We start from the raw sequence: 18,757 nt of genomic DNA on the forward strand, positions 1-18,757 counted from the left end.
CCTACACCTCACTCAAGCTTTTTCGATCGTTGCGGCATTGAGATGGGACAATTCCTCCAGGAAACGGTCTTTGCGGCAATGCTCGGCGATAATGATGCTTTCGATGCGTTTGCACGTCAGATCGATCTCGTCGTTGACGACCGCATAATCGTAATGCTGGATCAAATTCATCTCTTCCACCGCTACGGACATGCGATGATTGATAATGTCCTGGGATTCGGTTCCCCGGCCCGTAATCCGTTGTTTCAGTTCATCAAGCGACGGAGGCAGCAAAAAGATGAATACCCCTTCGGGAAATTTCTCCTTCACCTTCAGGGCACCCTGCACTTCAATCTCCAGAATGATGTCCTTTCCTTCCGCGATGGTACGCTCTACGAACTCACGCGGCGTGCCGTAGTAGTTGCCTACGTACTCCGCATGCTCCAGCAGCGCGTCGCGGGCAATCATATCCTCGAACTGCTCTCTGGACTTGAAAAAGTAGTTGACGCCGTTCACTTCTCCTTGTCTCGGAGCGCGCGTCGTCGCCGAAACGGAATAGACAAGTTCCGGCAGCTTCTTGCGCAGAACGGAGCAAACCGTTCCTTTGCCGACTCCCGAAGGACCGGATAATACCAATAACAATCCCTTATTCATAATGCTCCTCGTACTATTCGTCGTTATCGTCGTCTTTCGTCGACAGACGGTGGGCAACCGTCTCCGGCTGCACTGCGGATAGAATGACATGATCGCTGTCGGTAATGATTACAGCGCGCGTCCGCCTTCCGTAAGTCGCATCGATAAGCATGTGCCGGTCTCTCGCTTCCTGAATAATTCGTTTGATCGGCGCCGATTCCGGGCTTACGATCGAAATAATGCGGTTGGCGGAAACGATGTTTCCAAATCCGATATTAATAAGTTTAATAGCCAAGTAAGGATCCCCCTCCGGTCTTCCTCGCGCAACTTTCCTAAGCAGAAACGTATGCCGCAGTCCGCATGCGGACGCCCTTTCCACGGTATACCGTCCAGTACCGTATCCGCGCACATCTTGCGGTTCGGATAAACATGATCTATTAGTATATGGGTGTTGCCGCTATGAAATATGGAATTGACTAGAGAGCCATTGTACTATTGTTGACGAAAAAGGCCTGGAGCATACGTTCCAGTCCGCCAATGCTGGAGTAAAGACCCTTGCTTCGAAGCGCCATTCGTCCATAGCCGGATAAATGACGCCCCTAATCATTTCCTTGCCTTATTCTATAGGATTTCGCCCGCATGAACAAGAGAAAATGCGAAATGAAGAGAAAAAATGGTTTACGACAATGTGCCGCTGTACACTTCCGCAGCAGGTCCCGTCATGTACACATGGTTGTCCGATTCATTCCATTCGATCAGCAGATCGCCGCCTTTCAGCGAAACGGTAGCGGTGCGGTCCGTCAACCCGTTAAGTACGGACGATACGACCGTCGCGCAAGCTCCCGTGCCGCAAGCCAAAGTCGGCCCCGCGCCGCGCTCCCAAACCCGCATGTCCGTATGGTTGCGGGACTTCACGGTTACGAACTCAACATTTATTTTACGAGGGAACAACGGATGGGTTTCAAGTTTCGGCCCCCATGTTTCCAGATCGAAATTGACGGCGTCGTCCACATAAATGACGCAATGGGGGTTGCCCATCGATACGGCCGTAAATTCAAACGTCTTGCCGTCCACTTCGATCGGATGCGAGACCACTTGCTCGGCGTCGATCGTCGTCGGCACCTGGAGCCCGTTCAGCACCGGCTCGCCCATGTCGACGCGCACCGTTTGCACCTTGCCGCCTTCCGTCTGCAGCTGCACTTCCTGCGCGCCTGCGCCAAGCGTCTCGATCGTAATCGTCGTGCGGTCCGTCAAGCCTTTATCGTAAACGTATTTGGCCACGCAGCGGATCGCATTGCCGCATTGCTCCGCTTCCGAACCGTCGGAGTTAATGATGCGCATCCGGAAATCCGCCACTTCGGAAGGAAGAATATAAACCAGGCCGTCGGCGCCGATGCCGAAAAACCGGTTGCACAATTGAACCGCAAGCTCCGCGGCATTGGCCGGAAGCTCCTTCTCTCCCGCTACCACGATAAAATCGTTTCCCAAACCATGCATCTTCGTAAAATTCATCTATCGGCACTCCTTTTTGTATAGCTATGCTGGATATAGCTCTCAATGTCCTTATAGCATAACGCAATAAGACAAGAAACGCTATTCATAATTTACATGAATGTTTGCAATGTTTCCCCGGTAACGACCGCGCCGCGGCCCCGAATTTCCAAGCCGCCGCAGACAAAAAACCGCCCGCTCCGGCCGCGCCCTCTTAGGGTTCACGGCTTGCGAGCGGGCGGTTCGCCCCGGGCTTCCGAGCCGCCTTAACGGACGGAAGGCTTGCCCACGGGCGTCAGCTTGTTCGATTTTTTGTTCGGCTTGTTCGTGCTCATGACGCTGCCGATGCCCATGACGAAAGTCGGAATGCCCGCGGCGACGAAGACGAGGCACCATTCCCGGAAGCCGATCGGAACCGTCTTGAATATCGGCTGCAGCGCCTCGATATACATGACGCCGATCATTAACACAAGCGAAGACAAGACGGCCAGCACGAGATACTTGTTCTGCAGCGGGTTGCGGTGGAAAATCGATCTCGAGCTTCTGCAATCGAATACGTGAATGAGCTGGGCCAGCACAAGCGTCGCGAACGCGACGGTCTGCGCCTTTACGAGCTGCTCCTGGCTGTCCGGCGCGGCCTGAAGGGTAATCCAGAACGCCGCTAATGTACAAATGCCGATCAGAATGCCCCGGCTTATAATTTTCCAGCCCAGCCTTCTGGCGAAAATGTTTTCCTTCGCGGGACGCGGCTTCTGCTGCATCAGGTCTTTCTCCGACTGGTCGACCCCGAGCGCCATGGCCGGCAAGCCGTCCGTTACAAGGTTGACCCACAAAATTTGAATCGGCACGAGCGGCAGCGGCAAGCCGGCCATCATCGCGAGGAACATGACGAGAATTTCGCCGACGTTGGACGCCAGCAAATACCGGATAAATTTGCGGATGTTTTCATAGATGCCCCTGCCTTCCTCGATGGCGGCTACGATGGAAGCAAAGTTGTCGTCGGCGAGCACGAGCGAGGACGCTTCCTTGGAGACGTCGGTGCCGGTAATGCCCATCGCGATGCCGATGTCGGCCGCCTTGATCGCGGGGGCGTCGTTGACGCCGTCCCCTGTCATCGCCACCACATGGCCGTTCCGCTGCAGCGCCTTGACGATTCTAAGCTTATGTTCGGGCGAAACCCTCGCATAGACGTAAATATTGTCGGCAAGCCGGTCCAGCTGCTCGTCGCTCATCGCTTCCAGCTCCCGCCCGTTCACCGCAATGCCGCCGCGCGGCATAATGCCGAGCTGGGCGGCGATCGCTTCGGCCGTGCGCTGATGGTCGCCCGTAATCATGACCGTCTTGATGCCTGCCCGGCGGCAAGTGGCGATCGCGTCGCGCACTTCTTTGCGCGGCGGGTCGATCATCCCGGTAAGCCCTACGAAGATAAGCTGGTTTTCCGCTTCGCTGTCGCTTTCGCAAGCCTCGTTCGGCTTTAGATCGCGATAGGCAAGCCCGAGCACCCTCAGCGAAGCCTCCGCCATGCTTTCGGCTGCTTCGGAGCATTTTTTCTTCAGCGTCGACGTGAACGGAACGACCTTTCCGTCCCATAGCACATACGTGCAAAGATCCATCAGAACGTCGGAAGCGCCTTTGGTGTAAACGATCCGTCCTCCCTGATGGGAGACGACGACCGACATGCGCTTCCGCTCGGAGTCGAACGGAAATTCCTTCTCCCGCTTGTACAGCCCTTCCAGCGATCCGGCGGACACGCCCAGCTTGGCCGACAGAACGACAAGCGCGCCTTCGGTCGGGTCGCCTTTCATTTCCCATTCTTCCTGCTGCTTCTCCTTGCCCCGCTTGCGCTTGCTCTCCGGCTGCTCGGCCTTCGACAGTACGGCGTTATTGCATAGTGCCGCAATCTGGAGCAAGCGGCGGAAGCTGCTGTCATGTCTCGTATCGACTTCCTCTCCGTTCTCGAAGGCGCTGCCGGCCGGCTCGTAGCCTTCTCCGCTAATCGATATCTCACGGCCGCCGAGCCACACTTTCGTCACCGTCATTTTGTTCTGCGTCAGCGTTCCCGTCTTGTCGGAGCAGATGACGGTCGCGCACCCCAACGTTTCGACGGACGGGAGCTTGCGGACGATCGCCTTCCGCTTGATCATCCGCTGGACGCCAAGCGCCAGCGCGATCGTCACGATCGCGGGCAACCCTTCGGGGATGGCGGCGACGGCCAGGCTGACGCCCGCGAGGAACATGCCGTAAGCCGGTTGGCCGTGCAGAATGCCCGCAACGACGACCAAGACGGTTAGCCCGATGGCCACCATGATCAAAATTTTGCCCAGCTGCTCAAGACGATGCTGCAGCGGCGTTTCCATCGCTTCCGTCTGCTCGATCAGACCCGCGATTTTGCCCATCTCGGTATTCATCCCCGTCCGGATGACGACCCCTCTTGCCGTGCCTCTCGTCAGCATCGTGCCCATAAACGCGATATTGCGCTGGTCGCCCAGCGGAAGATCCTCTTCCCGAATCACGTCCGCATGCTTGCCGACCGGAACCGATTCGCCGGTGAGCGCCGATTCTTCGGCGTAGCAGCTGTTGGCTTGTACGAGCCTTAGATCGGCCGGTATGCGATCGCCGCTTTCGACCAAGACGATGTCCCCCACGACGAGTTCCTTCGCCGGAATCGAAGTCAGCTTGCCCTCGCGAAGCACCTTGGCTGACGGCGCGGACAGCTCCTTTAATGCCCGGAGCGAGCTTTCGGCCCGGTATTCCTGAACAAACCCAAGCACGGCGTTAATGATAAGAATGGCCACGATCGTAATAGCATCCAAATATTCGCCCAGCAGGCCGGAGATGAGCGTCGCGCCGATCAGCACCAGCACCATGAAATCTTTGAACTGATTAAGAAACAGCACAATCGGCGAGACGCGTTTTCCTTCGGACAGCTCGTTCAGCCCGTCCCGCTGCAGCCGGATCTCCGCCTCCTTCTCGTTTAAGCCGTCTTCAAACGAACTGTTCAACATCTGCTGCAGCTCGCTTGTTCCTAGCTGATGCCACTTCAATCCATTCATTGCCCGATTCCCTCCCGTTATCGCTTTGCCGTCCGCGATGGACAAGCGGATGGATCCCATTGCCTAAATGTATTCGGACAACCCGGAAAATATCCCAGCCGGAGGGCTTAAGTTTTTGCTTCAACTATGGCATGATAGAAAGCAGATTACTATTGAAGGAGAACATACATAATGTCTTTAGACGGAATCGTAACCTACGGCATCGTCCGCGATCTGCAAAGATGCGTCGGAGCACGGATACATAAAATTCATCAGCCTGCCGAGCACGACCTTGTGTTCAGCATCCGCGGCAACGGAGTAAACGGCAAGCTGCTGCTGTCGGCCAATCCGACCTATCCCCGTCTTCATTGGACGGAGCAAACATACGTCAACCCGTTGGAAGCCCCGATGTTCTGCATGCTCATGCGCAAATATTGCGAAGGAGCCGTCATCGAGTCGGTCGAGCAGATCGGGCGGGAACGAATCGTGCATATCGCCGTTCGCCACCGCGACGAGCTTGGCGACATGACGACCAAAACGATTGTGGTCGAAATTATGGGCAGACACAGCAACATTATTTTGATGGACACGGATTCCGGAACGATACACGACGGCATCCACCATGTGACGCCTTCGATCAGCAGCTATCGGATCGTCATGCCCGGCAGCGCTTATACGCCTCCGCCCGAGCAGCATAAGGTCGACCCTTTTGAAGCCGACTCCAGGCCGTTAATGGAAACGGCGATGAAGGTCGCGGCCAAAGGCAAAGCAATGCCGCCGGAGCAGGCGCTGGTTGCCGCCTTCAGCGGCGTCAGCCCGCTTCTGGCCAAAGAGATCGCCTTCCGGGCGGGCGCGAGCGCTTCAGATCCGGCGGATACCGATTGGCCTTCGCTGTGGGAAAGCTTCGACGGCGTCATGTCAGCCTCCAAGCAAGGGCGGTTTGAGCCTACGGTCGTCACGCTGCCGAACGGCAAATCGTATTTTTCCGTGGTGCGGCTGACCCATCTGGAGCAGGACGCCGACGTTTCCTCCTATGGCTCCGTAAGCGAATGCCTGGAGGCCTACTTCGGCGATAAAGCGGTGCGCGACGCGGTGAAGCAGCGGGCCGGCGACCTGCTCCGGTTCGCGCAAAACGAAATCGCCAAAAACGAAAAGAAGCTGGATAAGCTGGAGGAATCGCTGCGCGAAGCGCAGGATTCGGACAGGTTCCGCGTGCTGGGCGAGCTGCTCACCGCCTATATGCATCAGATCAACCGGGGAGACAGCTCGGTTACGCTCGTCAACTTTTACGACGATAACCAGGCCGAAGTGACGATTGCGCTCGACCCGCAGCTTAGCCCGTCGGACAACGCCCAGCGCTATTTCCGCAAATACGCCAAGCAAAAAGGCAGCATCGCTTATATCCACGAACAGATGGAAAATGCCAAAGCGGAAATCGCTTATTTCGAAGCGGTGCAAGAGCAGCTCGAGCATGCGGCGCTGGCGGATCTCGAGGAAATTCGCGAAGAGCTCGTGGCGGAAGGATATTTGCGCGACCGCGGGAGAAAAGGACCGAAGCGCAAAAAGCAGGCCCGTCCTTCGCTAACCTGCTATACGTCGTCGGAAGGCGTGCAAATTTACGTCGGCAAAAACAATACGCAAAACGACTATTTGACGAACCGGCTTGCCTCCCCTTCCGACACTTGGCTCCATACGAAGGACATTCCGGGCTCGCACGTCGTCATCCGCGGCGGCGAATACGGCGATGCCACGCTCGAGGAAGCCGCCATGCTGGCTTCGTATTACAGCAAAGCTCGCGAATCGAGCCAGGTGCCCGTCGACTTCACGCTGGTGAGACATGTCCGCAAGCCTAGCGGCGCGAAGCCCGGTTTCGTCATTTACGACAATCAGAAGACGCTTTATATTACGCCGGACGAGCAGCGGATTAAAGCGATGCCGGTGAAAGTCGTGTAAATCCAATCCTGGAGAGGAAAACCATCATCATGGCCGCCAATCAAGAAAAAATCAACCTGTTCGAGGCTGCCGCTCGCATGACTCCTTATGCGAACGAAGCGATAGCCGAAGTGAATGATCATGTCATTCGAATGGCCGCAATCGACGGCGACTTCCATTGGCATAAACACGAGGAAGGCGACGAATGCTTTGTTGTCCTGGAGGGCGAGCTGCACATCGATTTCGAAGACCGCACCGTATCGTTGAAAGCAGGCGAGCTGTACACGGTGAAAGCGGGTGTCCTGCACCGTACCCGTTCCAACGGCAGAACGGTAAACCTATGCTTTGAAAAAGCGGACAACGACATCGAAGGCACGCGGTCGTAACGCAGAAATAAACGCATGCCGGTCAGAAGCGGCCCGGCACGTATACAAAAAGGCCAAGCGATTTGCGCAAATCGCTTGGCCTTTTTGCTATGTTTATAGACGAGTGCGGACCTGAAGTGCATCGCCGGTCAGCGCCGTTGCATAAGCCGGGCGGCGACCTCCGCGTCCGCCGTGACGCTGCCTAGAGCGGCCCTGTGGGCGGAACCGTGGAAGTCCGATCCCCCCGTTGCCAGAACGCCGGCCCGCGCCGCCATCTCCTCATAACGACGCCGGTCTTCGGGACCGTGGTCGGGATGATACGCCTCGATGCCGTCCATGCCGGCGCGGACAAGCTCCGATACAAGCTCGTCGTTGCCGTACAGGCCCGGATGCGCGATTACGCTAATCCCTCCCGCTTCCCGAATCCAATCCAGCGCCTCGAACGGCGAAATGCGGGGAAGCGCGGCGTATGCCGGCCGGCCCTCCCCCAGCCACTCGTCAAAAGCTTCCCGTATGCCGGCTGCGATCCCTTTGCGCACAAGCAGCTCCGCAAAATGCGGCCGTCCGACCGTCGATTGGCCGGCTTTGCGTTCGTCTCTGCTTTCGGCGGCGATCCGCTCGACCTCGAATAACTTTACGCCGATGCCAAGCTTATTCAGCTTGTCGACAATGATGGCGTTGCGGCGTTCCCGAACGCGGCGAAGCGATTCCAGCCGCTGGATCCACCGCTCGTCATCGCGGTCCGGACCATACGCCAGCATGTGAATGTCCTTCCCGTCCCATGAAGTGCTTATCTCCACCCCGGGCACGACCGCAACGCCCAGGCGGGCCCCCTCCTCGATCGCTTCGTCTACGCCGGCCATCGTGTCGTGATCGGTGATCGCGACGGCCGCAAGACCCGCTTCGTAAGCGAGCCGGACGTTGTCGGACGGCCCGGTTCGACCGTCGGAGGCCGTTGTATGCGTATGCAGATCGGCCTGTTTTACAGCCATTGCTCCAAATCCCTCTCTCTCAAAAACGACAAAAAGCTGACGGCCGATATCGGCAGCAAAGACGATTTTAAATAAATCGAATAGAAGTACCGCTTAAACACGATGTTGGAAAGCGGGATGACGCGAATCAAGCCTAACGCGACCTCGTGCTTGATCGAAGAGGACGAAATAACCGACAAACCGAAGCCCGCCTCCACCGCCGACTTCACCGCGCCCGTGCTGCCGAGCTCCATGACGATTTTCATCTGCGCAGGGTCGATGGACTGCAGCCGAAGCTGCTCTTCCATGACAAGCCGGGTTCCCGACCCTTGCTCGCGCAAGACGAACGGGTACTCCATTGCCTGCTCGAACGTAACGTCCGATTTGCCGGCAAGCGGATGGTTGGTCGGCGCGATCAGGACCAGCTCATCCTTCATGACCGGCTCGATGTGCATGTCAGGGTGGCTGACCGGCGCTTCGATCAATCCGAAGTTCAGCTGATGGTTTAATATTTCCTCGATAATTTGCGTCGTGTTCATCACTTTCATGCTGATCGCGATATGGGGATATTCCTGTCCGAACGGGCCAAGCAGACGCGGCAATATATACTCCCCGATCGTCAGACTCGAGCCGAGCTGCAGCTTCCCTTTCAATTGCTTCGTATAAGAAGCCATCGCTTGATCCGTGTCGCGGATTAGCTCAATGCTCTTCTGGGCGTAAGGCATCAGCGTCCGACCGGCTTCCGTCAGCTCGATCCGCTTCGTGGAGCGCAGCAGCAGCTTCGTGCCGAAATAATCTTCAAGCGACTGCACCTGCATCGTGACCGCGGGCTGCGTCATATGAAGCGCTTGCGCGGCGGCTGAGAAGCTGCCGCGTTCGGCTACGGTGTAAAATATATGCAACTGATGAAAATTGAGCGCCATGTTTAACCTGCCTATCGTAATATGATGCGATTATTATACTATAGTTTGCCGGTTTTGTTTAAGAACAATAACGTCCCGGGGACTGGGATGAGATAGAAGGGAATGGAAGGGAGAAAAAGTTCTTCGACGAAGGGCCATTGTAAAATTAGCGTACTCCGCCCAGAGCGAAATACGCTAATCGAAAGCGGAAACGTTCGTCTTGTCCAAGGTTAAAATAACGATCCGTTTCCGTTAAATGTAAAGTCTATATTATAGGGATCAAACATCCTCTAAAATCGTTATCGGACGGGATGCTTAACTGAACGATGTTCATCTTCTTCTGCTGTTCTTAACGAGCGTCATTCTTCGGGAATGCCTTAGCCAGGAATAATACGATTTGAGGTCTCTCAGCTCGATCGTCTCCGACATTCGGCCGAGAAACGTTACGACGATCATCTTCTGAAGCGGATTGCCGACGATGTCCGTCTCCGTCAACGAATTCGCAAATTCGGCCACAAACACCAGATCGTCGTCGATTAGATAAACGTCCTGCTCGTTCCGGTAATACGACTTTATTCTTCCTTGCTTCAAGCAGTCCCACAAAAATTCGGCGATGTCTCCGTATCCGGTTTTTTCGCTTTCCACGCGATCGGCCCACCGGCTTTTCGCATGGTTCGTAATAATGATATCGGCGACTTTCTTATCGGCTAGTTCCACATAAAACGATTCGTATGTACTCCACCTGTTCGTCGTCTTGTCCTTCATGCGGCCGACTCTCCTCCAAAAGAACTAGTCCAATCAACCTATTGATTTCCATTTTATCACGCCTCCATGATTTTTCAACAATAAATTAATGCAGCGGGAAATTTGGAATTAAAAGTAAAAATTGCGATTGACAAAAAAAGCCCGCCCCGGGTATTTTCCCGGAACGGGCAGTTTTGCCTGTTCATTCCTTATATGCTGTACGCGCGCGTTTTATCTTCGGTATCCTTGCTATATTCGGTTTTGATCTCGTTCCGGTAGGAACGCTCGATCTTGCGCACGTACGGAAGCTTGCCGATCAGACGAACGGTTTCCTCCGACCGATCCGCGTTCATATACATGACTACGTAATGCATTCTGCGGGACATGTAATGGACTGTGCCGTACTTCTCCAGCGACCTGGCCGCCTTTAAATCGCTTACCCATATAATGTATCCCGTGCGCTCCGGCAACATGCCGCTCCCCCCGTCCATGAATTGATCCTAACCGCAGCCTCCGCTTCCGCAGCTGCAAGAACCGCCGCTTCCGCAGCCTCCCAACGATTGTTCGTTCCCCGGCACCTTGATCGATTCCGATACCGACCCGGCGATCAGCAGAGCAACGTCGTGAAGCATCGTATCGACCGCAAGCTCCGCGGCTTTGAACTTGCTGACGCATTCGAACGCGTCAAGCTCCTTCTCGATCTCCTTCACTTCTTTTTTGGCCGAATGGAAATTCGGATGATAGCGGCCGAAACGCCGCGTTTCCTCAAACAGCTCTTTCGCTTTGGCGAAGCGCCGCTGCACCGCCTTGACCTCCTCGTCGTTCTCCACTCTTTGTTTCCAATATAAATATTCGGCAACCTCCGCCGATTGATTTATGGAATCACCAAGCTCGTAAGCGCACAGCAACAACGATGCCATATCGAGCGGTGCTGCAGTCTCCTCGTCCGGCCAAGCCGTGATTTGCCTTGCGGCAGTAGGCATCCTTTCGCCACCTTCTTTCTTGTTCGCTTACTTCTACACTATCACAACCGTCAGACAAAGCCAATACATTTCGCTTCGCGGCCTAACGGATTGCCCTTACGATTCCGGGACGAGAAGCTTCATTTCGTTCCACATGTCCGGCGTAAGACGGACGGATTGCACGGATTCTTCTTCCCGCAGCAACCCGACAACCGCCCAACCGTCCGGCGCCGTCTCCAGCTTCTCCGGCACAAATGCGCGGAGCCCCCGTTCCATGCGGATCTGAACGGGCGTTTGCCAAGCGACGGCGCGCTCGAGCATCTCTTTGCGGGTCGAGTCATGATAAGCCCGCAGCTGCTTGAGCCACATGAGCGGCACTTCCGCCGTTTCCGGAAGAAGCGGCGTCCGCTTCTCGCCGCGGGGAGCCCGGACCAGCTTATGTCCGGACAGCGGACCTGGATGCTCCAGCATCTCCGGGCCGCCCCGGGGATCGGACGGCAAGCGGAGCCGGGAACCGCGCGGTTCTGCTTGCTCCCCGCTTAATGAAACAACCGGAGCTCCGGCGCTTCCTCCGGCTTCTGACGACTGGTTCGCTGCGGACAATAAAGGCAGCCCCGCTTCCTTAAGCCGGGCCCGTAGAGGCTCAAGATCGTTTCCGCTTACGAGGAAATGGCGTCCGCCGACTCTTTCGCCCAGATAGGGCCGCAAGAGCGGATAAGCCTCAAGCTCGTCGGCCGTTTGCTCATCGGCGCAGCAGAGGACGGCAGCTTCCCTTAACTGGATCCGGCTTGCATGCCGGACCGTCTGCCGCAACCAATCGAGGAGTTCGGACGGAAGCGGTTTACGGCCGGAAATATAGCTCAGCAGCTCGGCAAGGTTCTCGCCGCTCCTCCCGCTCCCGACTGCGCGGCGAACCGATTCCGCAGTCATCCGGTACAGCGTGACGCTATCGTCCGAGACGAGCTCCGCTGCCGCTTCCAATTCCCACCGGACGGTAAACCGGCAGTCCGGATAAACGATAATGTCGCCGTTCGCCTGAACGAGACCTTGCTCCGGCGGCGGGACAAAGCCGTCCCCCGCCGCGCCGTCTTGCCCGTCTCCATCGGCCGAATGCATCGGCCTGCTCACCGGCCTCGTCCATCGAAACAGCTGCAGGCCGCCCGCTTCGCCAAGCTCGGCCCAGCCGCATTCGTTCATAAGCTGAAGCCACGCTTCCATTTTATCCGTTAGGCCTGCCGAATCGCTATCGCCGGACCAAGCACACGATCCGCCCATTCCGCATAGAATCCATCGGCGAATATCGTCTATCGCAAACCATTCCCCCGGCTGAAGACTGCCGATCAGCGCAGCGGTCAGAGCGGCTTCCGCCTTGTTTCCCAGCAGTACATCGCAGATCCACTCATACAACGACGCCTCCCTGACCTCCACGTGTAGCTCAAGCCAATCGGCCAGCCGACTCTCGTTCCATTCGAGCGCTTTCCCCGTCCGGCAAAGAAGGCCGAATTGCAGCCCCGCATGAAGCAGCAGCGCAACAGGCAGCGGATATTGCCGCCCTTCCGCGGACGGCTTTGCGCCTAAACCTTGCAGCGTACGTTCCGATAAATTCGTAACGCTCACAAGCTTCTGAATGTGCTTCTTGGGCAGCAGGCCTTTCCCGGTCAACCCGGTTCCGCTGCGCGCAAGCTCGGCGAAGGCAGACAGCAGCTGTCTTCCAAGCGGCCGACAAACCGGGCGAAGCAGCTCTAAATGCCCGTCGAACGGTATAGGCGACGGCTTTCCTTCCGGCGGCAGAAGCAGAAGGGCAAGCTGCGGGTAGCTGTCTTTGGGCGCAAAAACAAGCCGATCCCCCCACAGCTTGGCGACGGCAAGCAGCAATCCTGCCGATTGCAGCTCCCGTATGCCCGCCTTCGCTTCCAAGCCGGACAGCTTTCCTTCCGTCATCCCGGCTTTAAGCAGCCTATCTTCTTCGACGGCCGACAAGCCGCCGTGCCTTACAAGCAGCTTCAGCATCACGCGCCCGTACGGCGAAAGCCGCTCCGCCGCTTCTTTCAACGCTTCGGGCTCCGTCATCGCTTGCTGCCAGCTCAACCCTTGGCGTAAAGCGGACGCCCATACCGGACTTTCCAAAAATGCTTCGACCTCGTCGGGCCACAAGCCGGCAATTTCATCGGTATACATCGTCGTTTGAGCCTCCGTTCTCCTCTTTGGCCAACGCCAAAGCCGCCGCATGAAAAGTTTCGTAGCGGTATCCTTGCTCCACCATAAACATCTGCCGCTTCCGGGCGAATGCTTCTTCCTTCGTCCCTTCGGAGACGACCGTATAGAACCAGGCTTCGTTGGCTCCTTCCTTGGGACGCAGAAGCCTTCCGATCCGCTGCGCTTCCTCCTGCCGGGAGCCGTAGCTGCCCGATATTTGAATGGCAACGGCCGCGTCGGGCAAATCGACCGCGAAATTGGCCACTTTGGAAACGGCCAGCACCGGGACCTCTCCTTTTTTAAACCGATCGTAAAGCCGCTCGCGGTCGCGCTGCGGAAGCTCGCCCGTGATGAGCGGAATGTCGAGACGGCTCGCCAGTTCATGAAGCTGCTCCAAATATTGGCCGATAATTAACGTTTGCTTGCCTGCATGCCGCCGCAGCAATCGCTGCACAACGGCCAGCTTTTCCGGATTTTCCGCGGCCGCCCGCTGCTTGGCTTTCTCCGCCGCCTCGCGGTAATGCTGCAGCTCCCGGGAAGGCAGCGGCACCCGAATTTCCGCGCACGATACTCTCGCGATATAGCCCTGCGCTTCCGCGGTTTTCCATACAAGCTCGTACAGCTTGGGGCCGATAAGCGAAAACACGTCTTCCTCGCAGCCGTCCTCCCGGACAAGCGTTGCCGTAAGGCCCAGCCTGCGCGTCGCTTGCAGGTCGGCCGTCATCCGGAATACGGGCGCGGGCAGAAGGTGAACCTCGTCATAAATAATCAAACCCCAATCCCGTTCCGAAAACAGTTTCATATGGGGATAACCGCCGCCAGTCCGCGACGAGCGGTGCGTCATAATATGATAAGTCGCGATCGTAACGGGACGGACCTGCTTTAAAGCTCCCGTATATTCGCCGACGTGCTCCTCGTCAAGCGACGTCCTCTCCAGCAGCTCTTTTTTCCATTGCTTCACGGACGTGGCGTTTGAGGTCAATATCAAGGCAGCGCTGTTTGCCCTTGCAAGGGCGGCAATGCCTACAACGGTTTTGCCCGCGCCGCATGGCAGCACCACAACGCCGCTGCCTCCTTGCACCGAGCCTTCGCGGTAAAACGCTTCAACGGCAGCGGATTGGTAATCCCTTAGCGAGAAAGGTTGTCCGGAACGCGTCTCGTTCCGCAGCTGCACTTGAAGCGCTTCGCCGTCATGGTAGCCGGCAAGATCGATAACCGGATAACCGGACTTGGTCAGCTCCTGCTTCAGCCGGCCGCGATGAACCGGCGGAACGAGTCGCCGGTCAGAACCCAATTCCCGGCCCAGCAGCTCTTTTACGCCCGGCTTGTCCGCTATCTCTTGCAGCAATTCGCCTTGCAGCTCCAGCCCTTCCGGCCCGATTAGCAGCTTCAGCTTTCCGTAACGGCCGATCAGCCGCCGGACGGCGGTCTCGGCCGCCGACGGAAGACCGAACCTCGCATAATCGGCCAGCAGCCCGACGACCTGCTGCGCGGTCCAGCCGGCCGCCGCTGCGTTCCACAGCGTCAGTGGGGTCATCCGGTACGTATGCATCGTTCCCGGACGTTTCAACAATTCGGCGAAGACAACGAGCGTTTGCCGCACGGCATCCGCCTCCGGATGCTCCGTATCGAGCAGCAACGTCATATCGGACTGGACAATTAGCGGTTTATCCGCATACATGTGGACTCACTCCCGTAGCCATATATATGCAAGTATGCCCCGAGCGCCTTGTCCCATTACCCGAAAATATTTCTGGCTATCGCAAAGAAGCCTTGCCCCTCTTCCCGGGGCAAGGCTTCTTATGGCGATTCAAACCGTTAATGAGCGTATTGCGGTTCCCGGTGCTCATGCTCCGAAATGCCGCTCAGCGCATGTCCCGCTTCCGTCATCAGCACTTCGCGTACGGCCAAGTCGCCAAGCGTAACGATGCCGACAAGCTCGCCGTTGTCGACGATCGGAAGACGGCGAATTTGGCGCGCCGCCATTAATTCCACCGCTTCGTCCGCCGTCGCGTCGGAAGGAAGCGTCTCGATTTCGGTCGTCATGACGTGCTCCACAGAAGTGGAACCCGAATGCTTCTCCGCATACCCTCTGACGACAAGGTCGCGGTCGGTTACGACGCCGATAAGGCGTTTGCCGTCGACGATCGGAATAAAGCCGGTGTCGTGTTTTTTCATCAACACGGCAAGCTCGTAGATATTGTCCTGTAACGTGGCCGTGACGCAATCCTTGGTCATCACGTTTTTGATTATTTTTTTCTGATCCATAAGTGCGGAGCCTCCATTGCTGAATTGTTAGGCATCTCGTCAGGCAAGCGATAACGATTTCTCGTCCTTGTCAAAGGACACGTCGTTTCGGCGAGATCTATAAGGCGATAGGAAGATCAAGTTTACAATCCTTATATTTCAAGCCAAACGAAAGCTTGTCGACCTGCCTTTTTAGCTGTTCCCCGCCGGACCGTTTATTATTCTAGCCGAGCATCCGCTCCCCCGGGCTTACTTGCCGTTCGCCGCATAATGCTCGGCCATGCCGATCAGCAGATCGGCCGCTTTCTCCATCGCGCGCTCGTCGAAATCGAATTTCGGATGATGGTGGGCATAGGTCGCCCCAAGTTGATCGTTGCCCGCGCCTACGAACATAAAGCAGCCGGGCACCTTCTCCAAATAATACGAGAAGTCTTCCGCTACCATGATGGCATCGGAAGGAATAACGCCCTCTTGTCCGAATAGCGACGCCGCCACTTCAAAAAAGCGCGCCGCTTCACGCTCGTCGTTTACGACCGGCGGATACCCGATCCTCAGATCGAACGTATGCCGCGCCCCGTGCATTTCGCACGTATGCCGAATGATGCCGGCGATCCTCTCGTGAATCAGCTTTCTCGTTTGTTCGTCGAACGTTCGTACCGTTCCTTTCAGCTCGCATGTTTCCGCGATAACGTTGTTCGCCGTTCCGGCATGGAAGGATCCGACGGTTACGACGGCCGAATGAAGCGGATTTACGCTGCGGCTTACGATGGACTGCAGCGATTGAACAAGCTGGGCCCCGATCACGATCGTATCGACGGTCTCATGCGGCATGCCGCCGTGCCCGCCCCGTCCGGCAAGCTCTATCGTAAATTCGTCGGCCGCCGCCATGAATGGCCCGGCTTTGGACGAGACCAGCCCGTAAGGCAGCGGCGTCCACAGATGAACGCCGTATATCGCGTCCGCGCCTTCAAGCGCGCCGTCCTCTATCATGCCGACCGCGCCGCCCGGAGTGGTCTCTTCCGCCGGCTGGAACAGCAATCGGCGCTCTCCGGCCAATTGCCCCTTATGCTTCTGATAATAAGACGCAACGGCAAGCAGTGTCGCCGTATGCCCGTCATGGCCGCATGCGTGCATGACGCCCGGCACCGTCGACTTGTACTCGCAACTTTTTTCGTCTTGAATGGGCAGCGCGTCCATATCGGCCCGAAGCGCAACGACAGGGCCGGGCCGGTCGCCCTTGATGCTTGCGATCAGGCCGAATCCGCCTTCGACCTTCCGAACTTCGCAGCGGATGGCCTCGAGCCGTTCCGCGACGAATCGAGACGTTTCCGATTCTTGGTAGGACAGCTCCGGATGGCGGTGCAAATGTCTTCGCCACTTTACCATATCCGGATAAAGGCGCTTCAGTTCCTCGCGCCGTTCGCCGTTTGTTCCACTCATTCTATCCGCTCCTTCGCCTATATCTGTTGTCTCAATAGTTTACCAGAACCGGACGGCGTTACGAAAGCCGATTGTTGCGCGTTCGTCTTGCTCTGCCGCCATTCCGTCCGACCGGAGTAAGTCTTGCGCTTGCTGGGGAAAAATACTATCATGAAAAAAGAATGTACACCTAGCCTTATGACGCACCTGAACCGGCCGGCGCAGCCGCCGGATTACTTTACGAACCGTAACGGAAATAATGAAAAACCATTGTGGTAAGAAGTCTTCGCCATTATTAAAGGAGGGTCAACATGATTATTCAAAACAGCGGTCTTGAAGGCATGCAAAGCGATCTCGCCCATTTGGACGAGTCCGCGGAGAAGCTCGGATTTTTCCGCGGACAGTGGGAATATTACCGTGCTACATACGATTTGAAGCTCGAAGACGCGTCAACCGGAAACGACTATTATTTGCGGATGAATACGCGCGCAGTCGAAGGCCGTCTTGAATCGCCGCATGCCGTTCTGGCCATCGAGGCCGTATACCTTGGACGGGCTACGTTCCCGCACGGCCTGGAATACGAGTCTCCCGTGCCGCAAAACGTGCTGGATAAAGCCAATGACCGTCTTAAACAATTGAAGCAGATGTTGGAGTAGGTTCGATAGCGAAGGATGAATACGACACAGAACACAAGCCGCGGGAGACCTGATTTTTTGCTCCTGATCATGACGCTTCTGCTCGTTGGCTTCGGGCTCGTTATGGTGTTCAGCGCGAGCTCCAACATAGCAGTCGTGAACGAGAAGTTCAACAACGACGCGCTTTATTTCACGAAGCGGCAGGTGGTCTGGGCATTCATTGGCATAGTTTTTATGCTGTTTATGATGAATGTGCGGTATACATTCTATAAGAAAAGCTTTTTGCTGTTTTTTACGCCGGTCGTCATCATGCTGCTGATCGTCCCATTTACCGATCCGGTCAACGGCGCGCGAAGCTGGTTTCAGATCGGTTCGCTCGGCATTCAGCCGACGGAGCCGGCCAAGCTGGCCATCATTCTTTATATCGGTGCTCTAATTGCCAAGAAAGGCGAGAAATTCCGCGATTTCAAAAAAGGGCTTGTCCCGGTTATCGTGATCGTGGGCTTCGTATGCTTCCTGATTTTGCTGCAGCCGGACATCGGCTCTTGCTTCGTGCTCGCGGCCTGCGCTTCGGTCATGATTTTGGCGGGAGGAGCCAATTTGCGGCATATTACGGTCGCAGGAGGATTTATTCTCGCCCTGGTGATCGTCGGCGTTTCGATCTGGATGGCTGCGGACCCGGACGGCTGGGCTTACCGGATCGACCGGTTTACCGCTTATATGGACCCGCTGGACCCGGCCAACCAGCAAGAGTCGGCCTTTCACCTCGTTTCCTCTTTACAGGCGCTTGGTCACGGCGGCATTTTGGGAGCGGGATTCGGCGAGAGCGTACAGAAGCTGCATTATTTGCCTTATCCGTACAACGACTTTATCTTTTCGGTGATCGCGGAAGAGCTCGGCTTTATCGGCGCCGCTTTCTTCCTGTTGTTCTACCTGCTGTTCTTATGGCGGGCGCTCATCGTCGCGCTTCGCTGCCCCGATATTTACGGAACCGTCGTAGGGGTCGGCATTGTCGCTTTGTTTGCGATTCAGGCGTTCATTAACGTTGGCGGGGTGACGGGAACGATCCCGATTACCGGGGTTACGCTGCCTTTTATAAGCTACGGCGGTTCCTCGCTGCTCGTATGCTTAATGTGCATGGGCGTGCTGCTTAGCATCTCGAGGGAATACAACCGGACGGCCGAGAAGGAGAAGCGGCCTCATATGAAGGTTGTGAAATAAAACGGAAAAACGGTACCGAACGCTTGCG

Annotated in this window: 17 protein-coding genes; 4 read left to right on the forward strand and 13 right to left on the reverse strand. The window is 56.4% G+C overall.

From position 1 onward, the window contains the following. Positions 1-12: 12 nt before the first annotated feature. The 4 genes from gmk to ACFSW5_RS12415 all read right to left on the reverse strand — a co-directional run bounded on the left by gmk (position 13) and on the right by ACFSW5_RS12415 (position 5,156). Positions 13-633 (reverse strand): guanylate kinase, encoded by a 621-nt coding sequence (gmk, locus tag ACFSW5_RS12400; RefSeq protein WP_379273353.1) that lies wholly within the window; start codon positions 631-633, stop codon positions 13-15. Positions 634-646: 13 nt separating this feature from the next. After that, positions 647-907, reverse strand: a complete 261-nt coding sequence (gene remA, locus ACFSW5_RS12405; RefSeq protein ID WP_005548256.1) for an extracellular matrix/biofilm regulator RemA — start codon at positions 905-907, stop codon at positions 647-649. A 383-nt stretch (positions 908-1,290) separates the two neighbouring features. Further along, a complete protein-coding gene (gene dapF / locus ACFSW5_RS12410; protein WP_379273355.1) occupies positions 1,291-2,124 on the reverse strand; it encodes a diaminopimelate epimerase in 834 nt (277 codons plus the stop codon). A gap of 245 nt (positions 2,125-2,369) precedes the next feature. Further along, complete coding sequence (locus ACFSW5_RS12415) at positions 2,370-5,156, reverse strand: calcium-translocating P-type ATPase, SERCA-type (protein WP_379273357.1); 2,787 nt, start codon at positions 5,154-5,156, stop codon at positions 2,370-2,372. A gap of 171 nt (positions 5,157-5,327) precedes the next feature. On the opposite strand from ACFSW5_RS12415, the gene ACFSW5_RS12420 reads away from it, so the two are divergent. After that, entirely contained in the window at positions 5,328-7,088 is a 1,761-nt protein-coding gene (locus ACFSW5_RS12420; RefSeq protein WP_379273359.1) for an Rqc2 family fibronectin-binding protein, read from the forward strand. A 29-nt stretch (positions 7,089-7,117) separates the two neighbouring features. Further along, positions 7,118-7,453 carry a cupin domain-containing protein gene (locus ACFSW5_RS12425; protein WP_379273361.1) on the forward strand — a complete coding sequence of 112 codons (336 nt, stop codon included), beginning with the start codon at positions 7,118-7,120 and terminating at the stop codon, positions 7,451-7,453. A gap of 128 nt (positions 7,454-7,581) precedes the next feature. On the opposite strand, the gene ACFSW5_RS12430 is transcribed toward ACFSW5_RS12425, so the two are convergent. The 9 genes from ACFSW5_RS12430 to ACFSW5_RS12470 all read right to left on the reverse strand — a co-directional run bounded on the left by ACFSW5_RS12430 (position 7,582) and on the right by ACFSW5_RS12470 (position 16,894). Continuing rightward, positions 7,582-8,424, reverse strand: coding sequence for a PHP domain-containing protein (locus ACFSW5_RS12430; protein WP_379273363.1), 843 nt, complete (start codon positions 8,422-8,424; stop codon positions 7,582-7,584). Next, positions 8,415-9,326, reverse strand: a complete 912-nt coding sequence (locus ACFSW5_RS12435; protein WP_379273365.1) for a selenium metabolism-associated LysR family transcriptional regulator — start codon at positions 9,324-9,326, stop codon at positions 8,415-8,417. The genes ACFSW5_RS12430 and ACFSW5_RS12435 overlap by 10 nt, the downstream gene beginning before the upstream one ends. Positions 9,327-9,635: 309 nt before the next feature. Then, entirely contained in the window at positions 9,636-10,070 is a 435-nt protein-coding gene (locus ACFSW5_RS12440; protein WP_379273367.1) for a hypothetical protein, read from the reverse strand. 188 nt (positions 10,071-10,258) lie between these two features. Beyond that, positions 10,259-10,522: a YlbG family protein gene (locus ACFSW5_RS12445; RefSeq protein ID WP_379273369.1), complete on the reverse strand. Its 264-nt coding sequence runs from the start codon at positions 10,520-10,522 to the stop codon at positions 10,259-10,261. 27 nt (positions 10,523-10,549) lie between these two features. After that, positions 10,550-11,032, reverse strand: a complete 483-nt coding sequence (locus ACFSW5_RS12450; protein ID WP_379273371.1) for a YlbF family regulator — start codon at positions 11,030-11,032, stop codon at positions 10,550-10,552. A gap of 96 nt (positions 11,033-11,128) precedes the next feature. Then, positions 11,129-13,189 carry a helicase-associated domain-containing protein gene (locus tag ACFSW5_RS12455; protein ID WP_379273373.1) on the reverse strand — a complete coding sequence of 687 codons (2,061 nt, stop codon included), beginning with the start codon at positions 13,187-13,189 and terminating at the stop codon, positions 11,129-11,131. Further along, complete coding sequence (locus tag ACFSW5_RS12460) at positions 13,176-14,888, reverse strand: DNA repair helicase XPB (protein WP_379273376.1); 1,713 nt, start codon at positions 14,886-14,888, stop codon at positions 13,176-13,178. The genes ACFSW5_RS12455 and ACFSW5_RS12460 overlap by 14 nt, the downstream gene beginning before the upstream one ends. Before the next feature lie 137 nt (positions 14,889-15,025). After that, positions 15,026-15,475, reverse strand: coding sequence for a CBS domain-containing protein (locus ACFSW5_RS12465; protein ID WP_379273379.1), 450 nt, complete (start codon positions 15,473-15,475; stop codon positions 15,026-15,028). 228 nt (positions 15,476-15,703) lie between these two features. Continuing rightward, the gene (locus tag ACFSW5_RS12470) at positions 15,704-16,894 is read right to left on the reverse strand and encodes a M20 family metallopeptidase (protein WP_379273381.1); all 1,191 of its coding nucleotides are present in this window, start codon (positions 16,892-16,894) and stop codon (positions 15,704-15,706) included. A gap of 290 nt (positions 16,895-17,184) precedes the next feature. Here ACFSW5_RS12470 and ACFSW5_RS12475 point away from each other — a divergent pair, with 290 nt between their 5' ends. Together ACFSW5_RS12475 and ACFSW5_RS12480 are read left to right on the forward strand one after the other, a co-directional pair. Beyond that, positions 17,185-17,529, forward strand: a complete 345-nt coding sequence (locus ACFSW5_RS12475; RefSeq protein ID WP_379273383.1) for a YugN family protein — start codon at positions 17,185-17,187, stop codon at positions 17,527-17,529. Between the two features lie 15 nt (positions 17,530-17,544). Beyond that, on the forward strand, positions 17,545-18,729 hold the full coding sequence (locus ACFSW5_RS12480) for an FtsW/RodA/SpoVE family cell cycle protein (protein ID WP_379273385.1): 1,185 nt from the start codon (positions 17,545-17,547) through the stop codon (positions 18,727-18,729). Positions 18,730-18,757 lie beyond the last annotated feature (28 nt).

Source organism: Paenibacillus thailandensis (assembly GCF_042685365.1).
Classification (GTDB): Bacteria; Bacillota; Bacilli; order Paenibacillales; family Paenibacillaceae; genus Paenibacillus_AP; species Paenibacillus_AP thailandensis.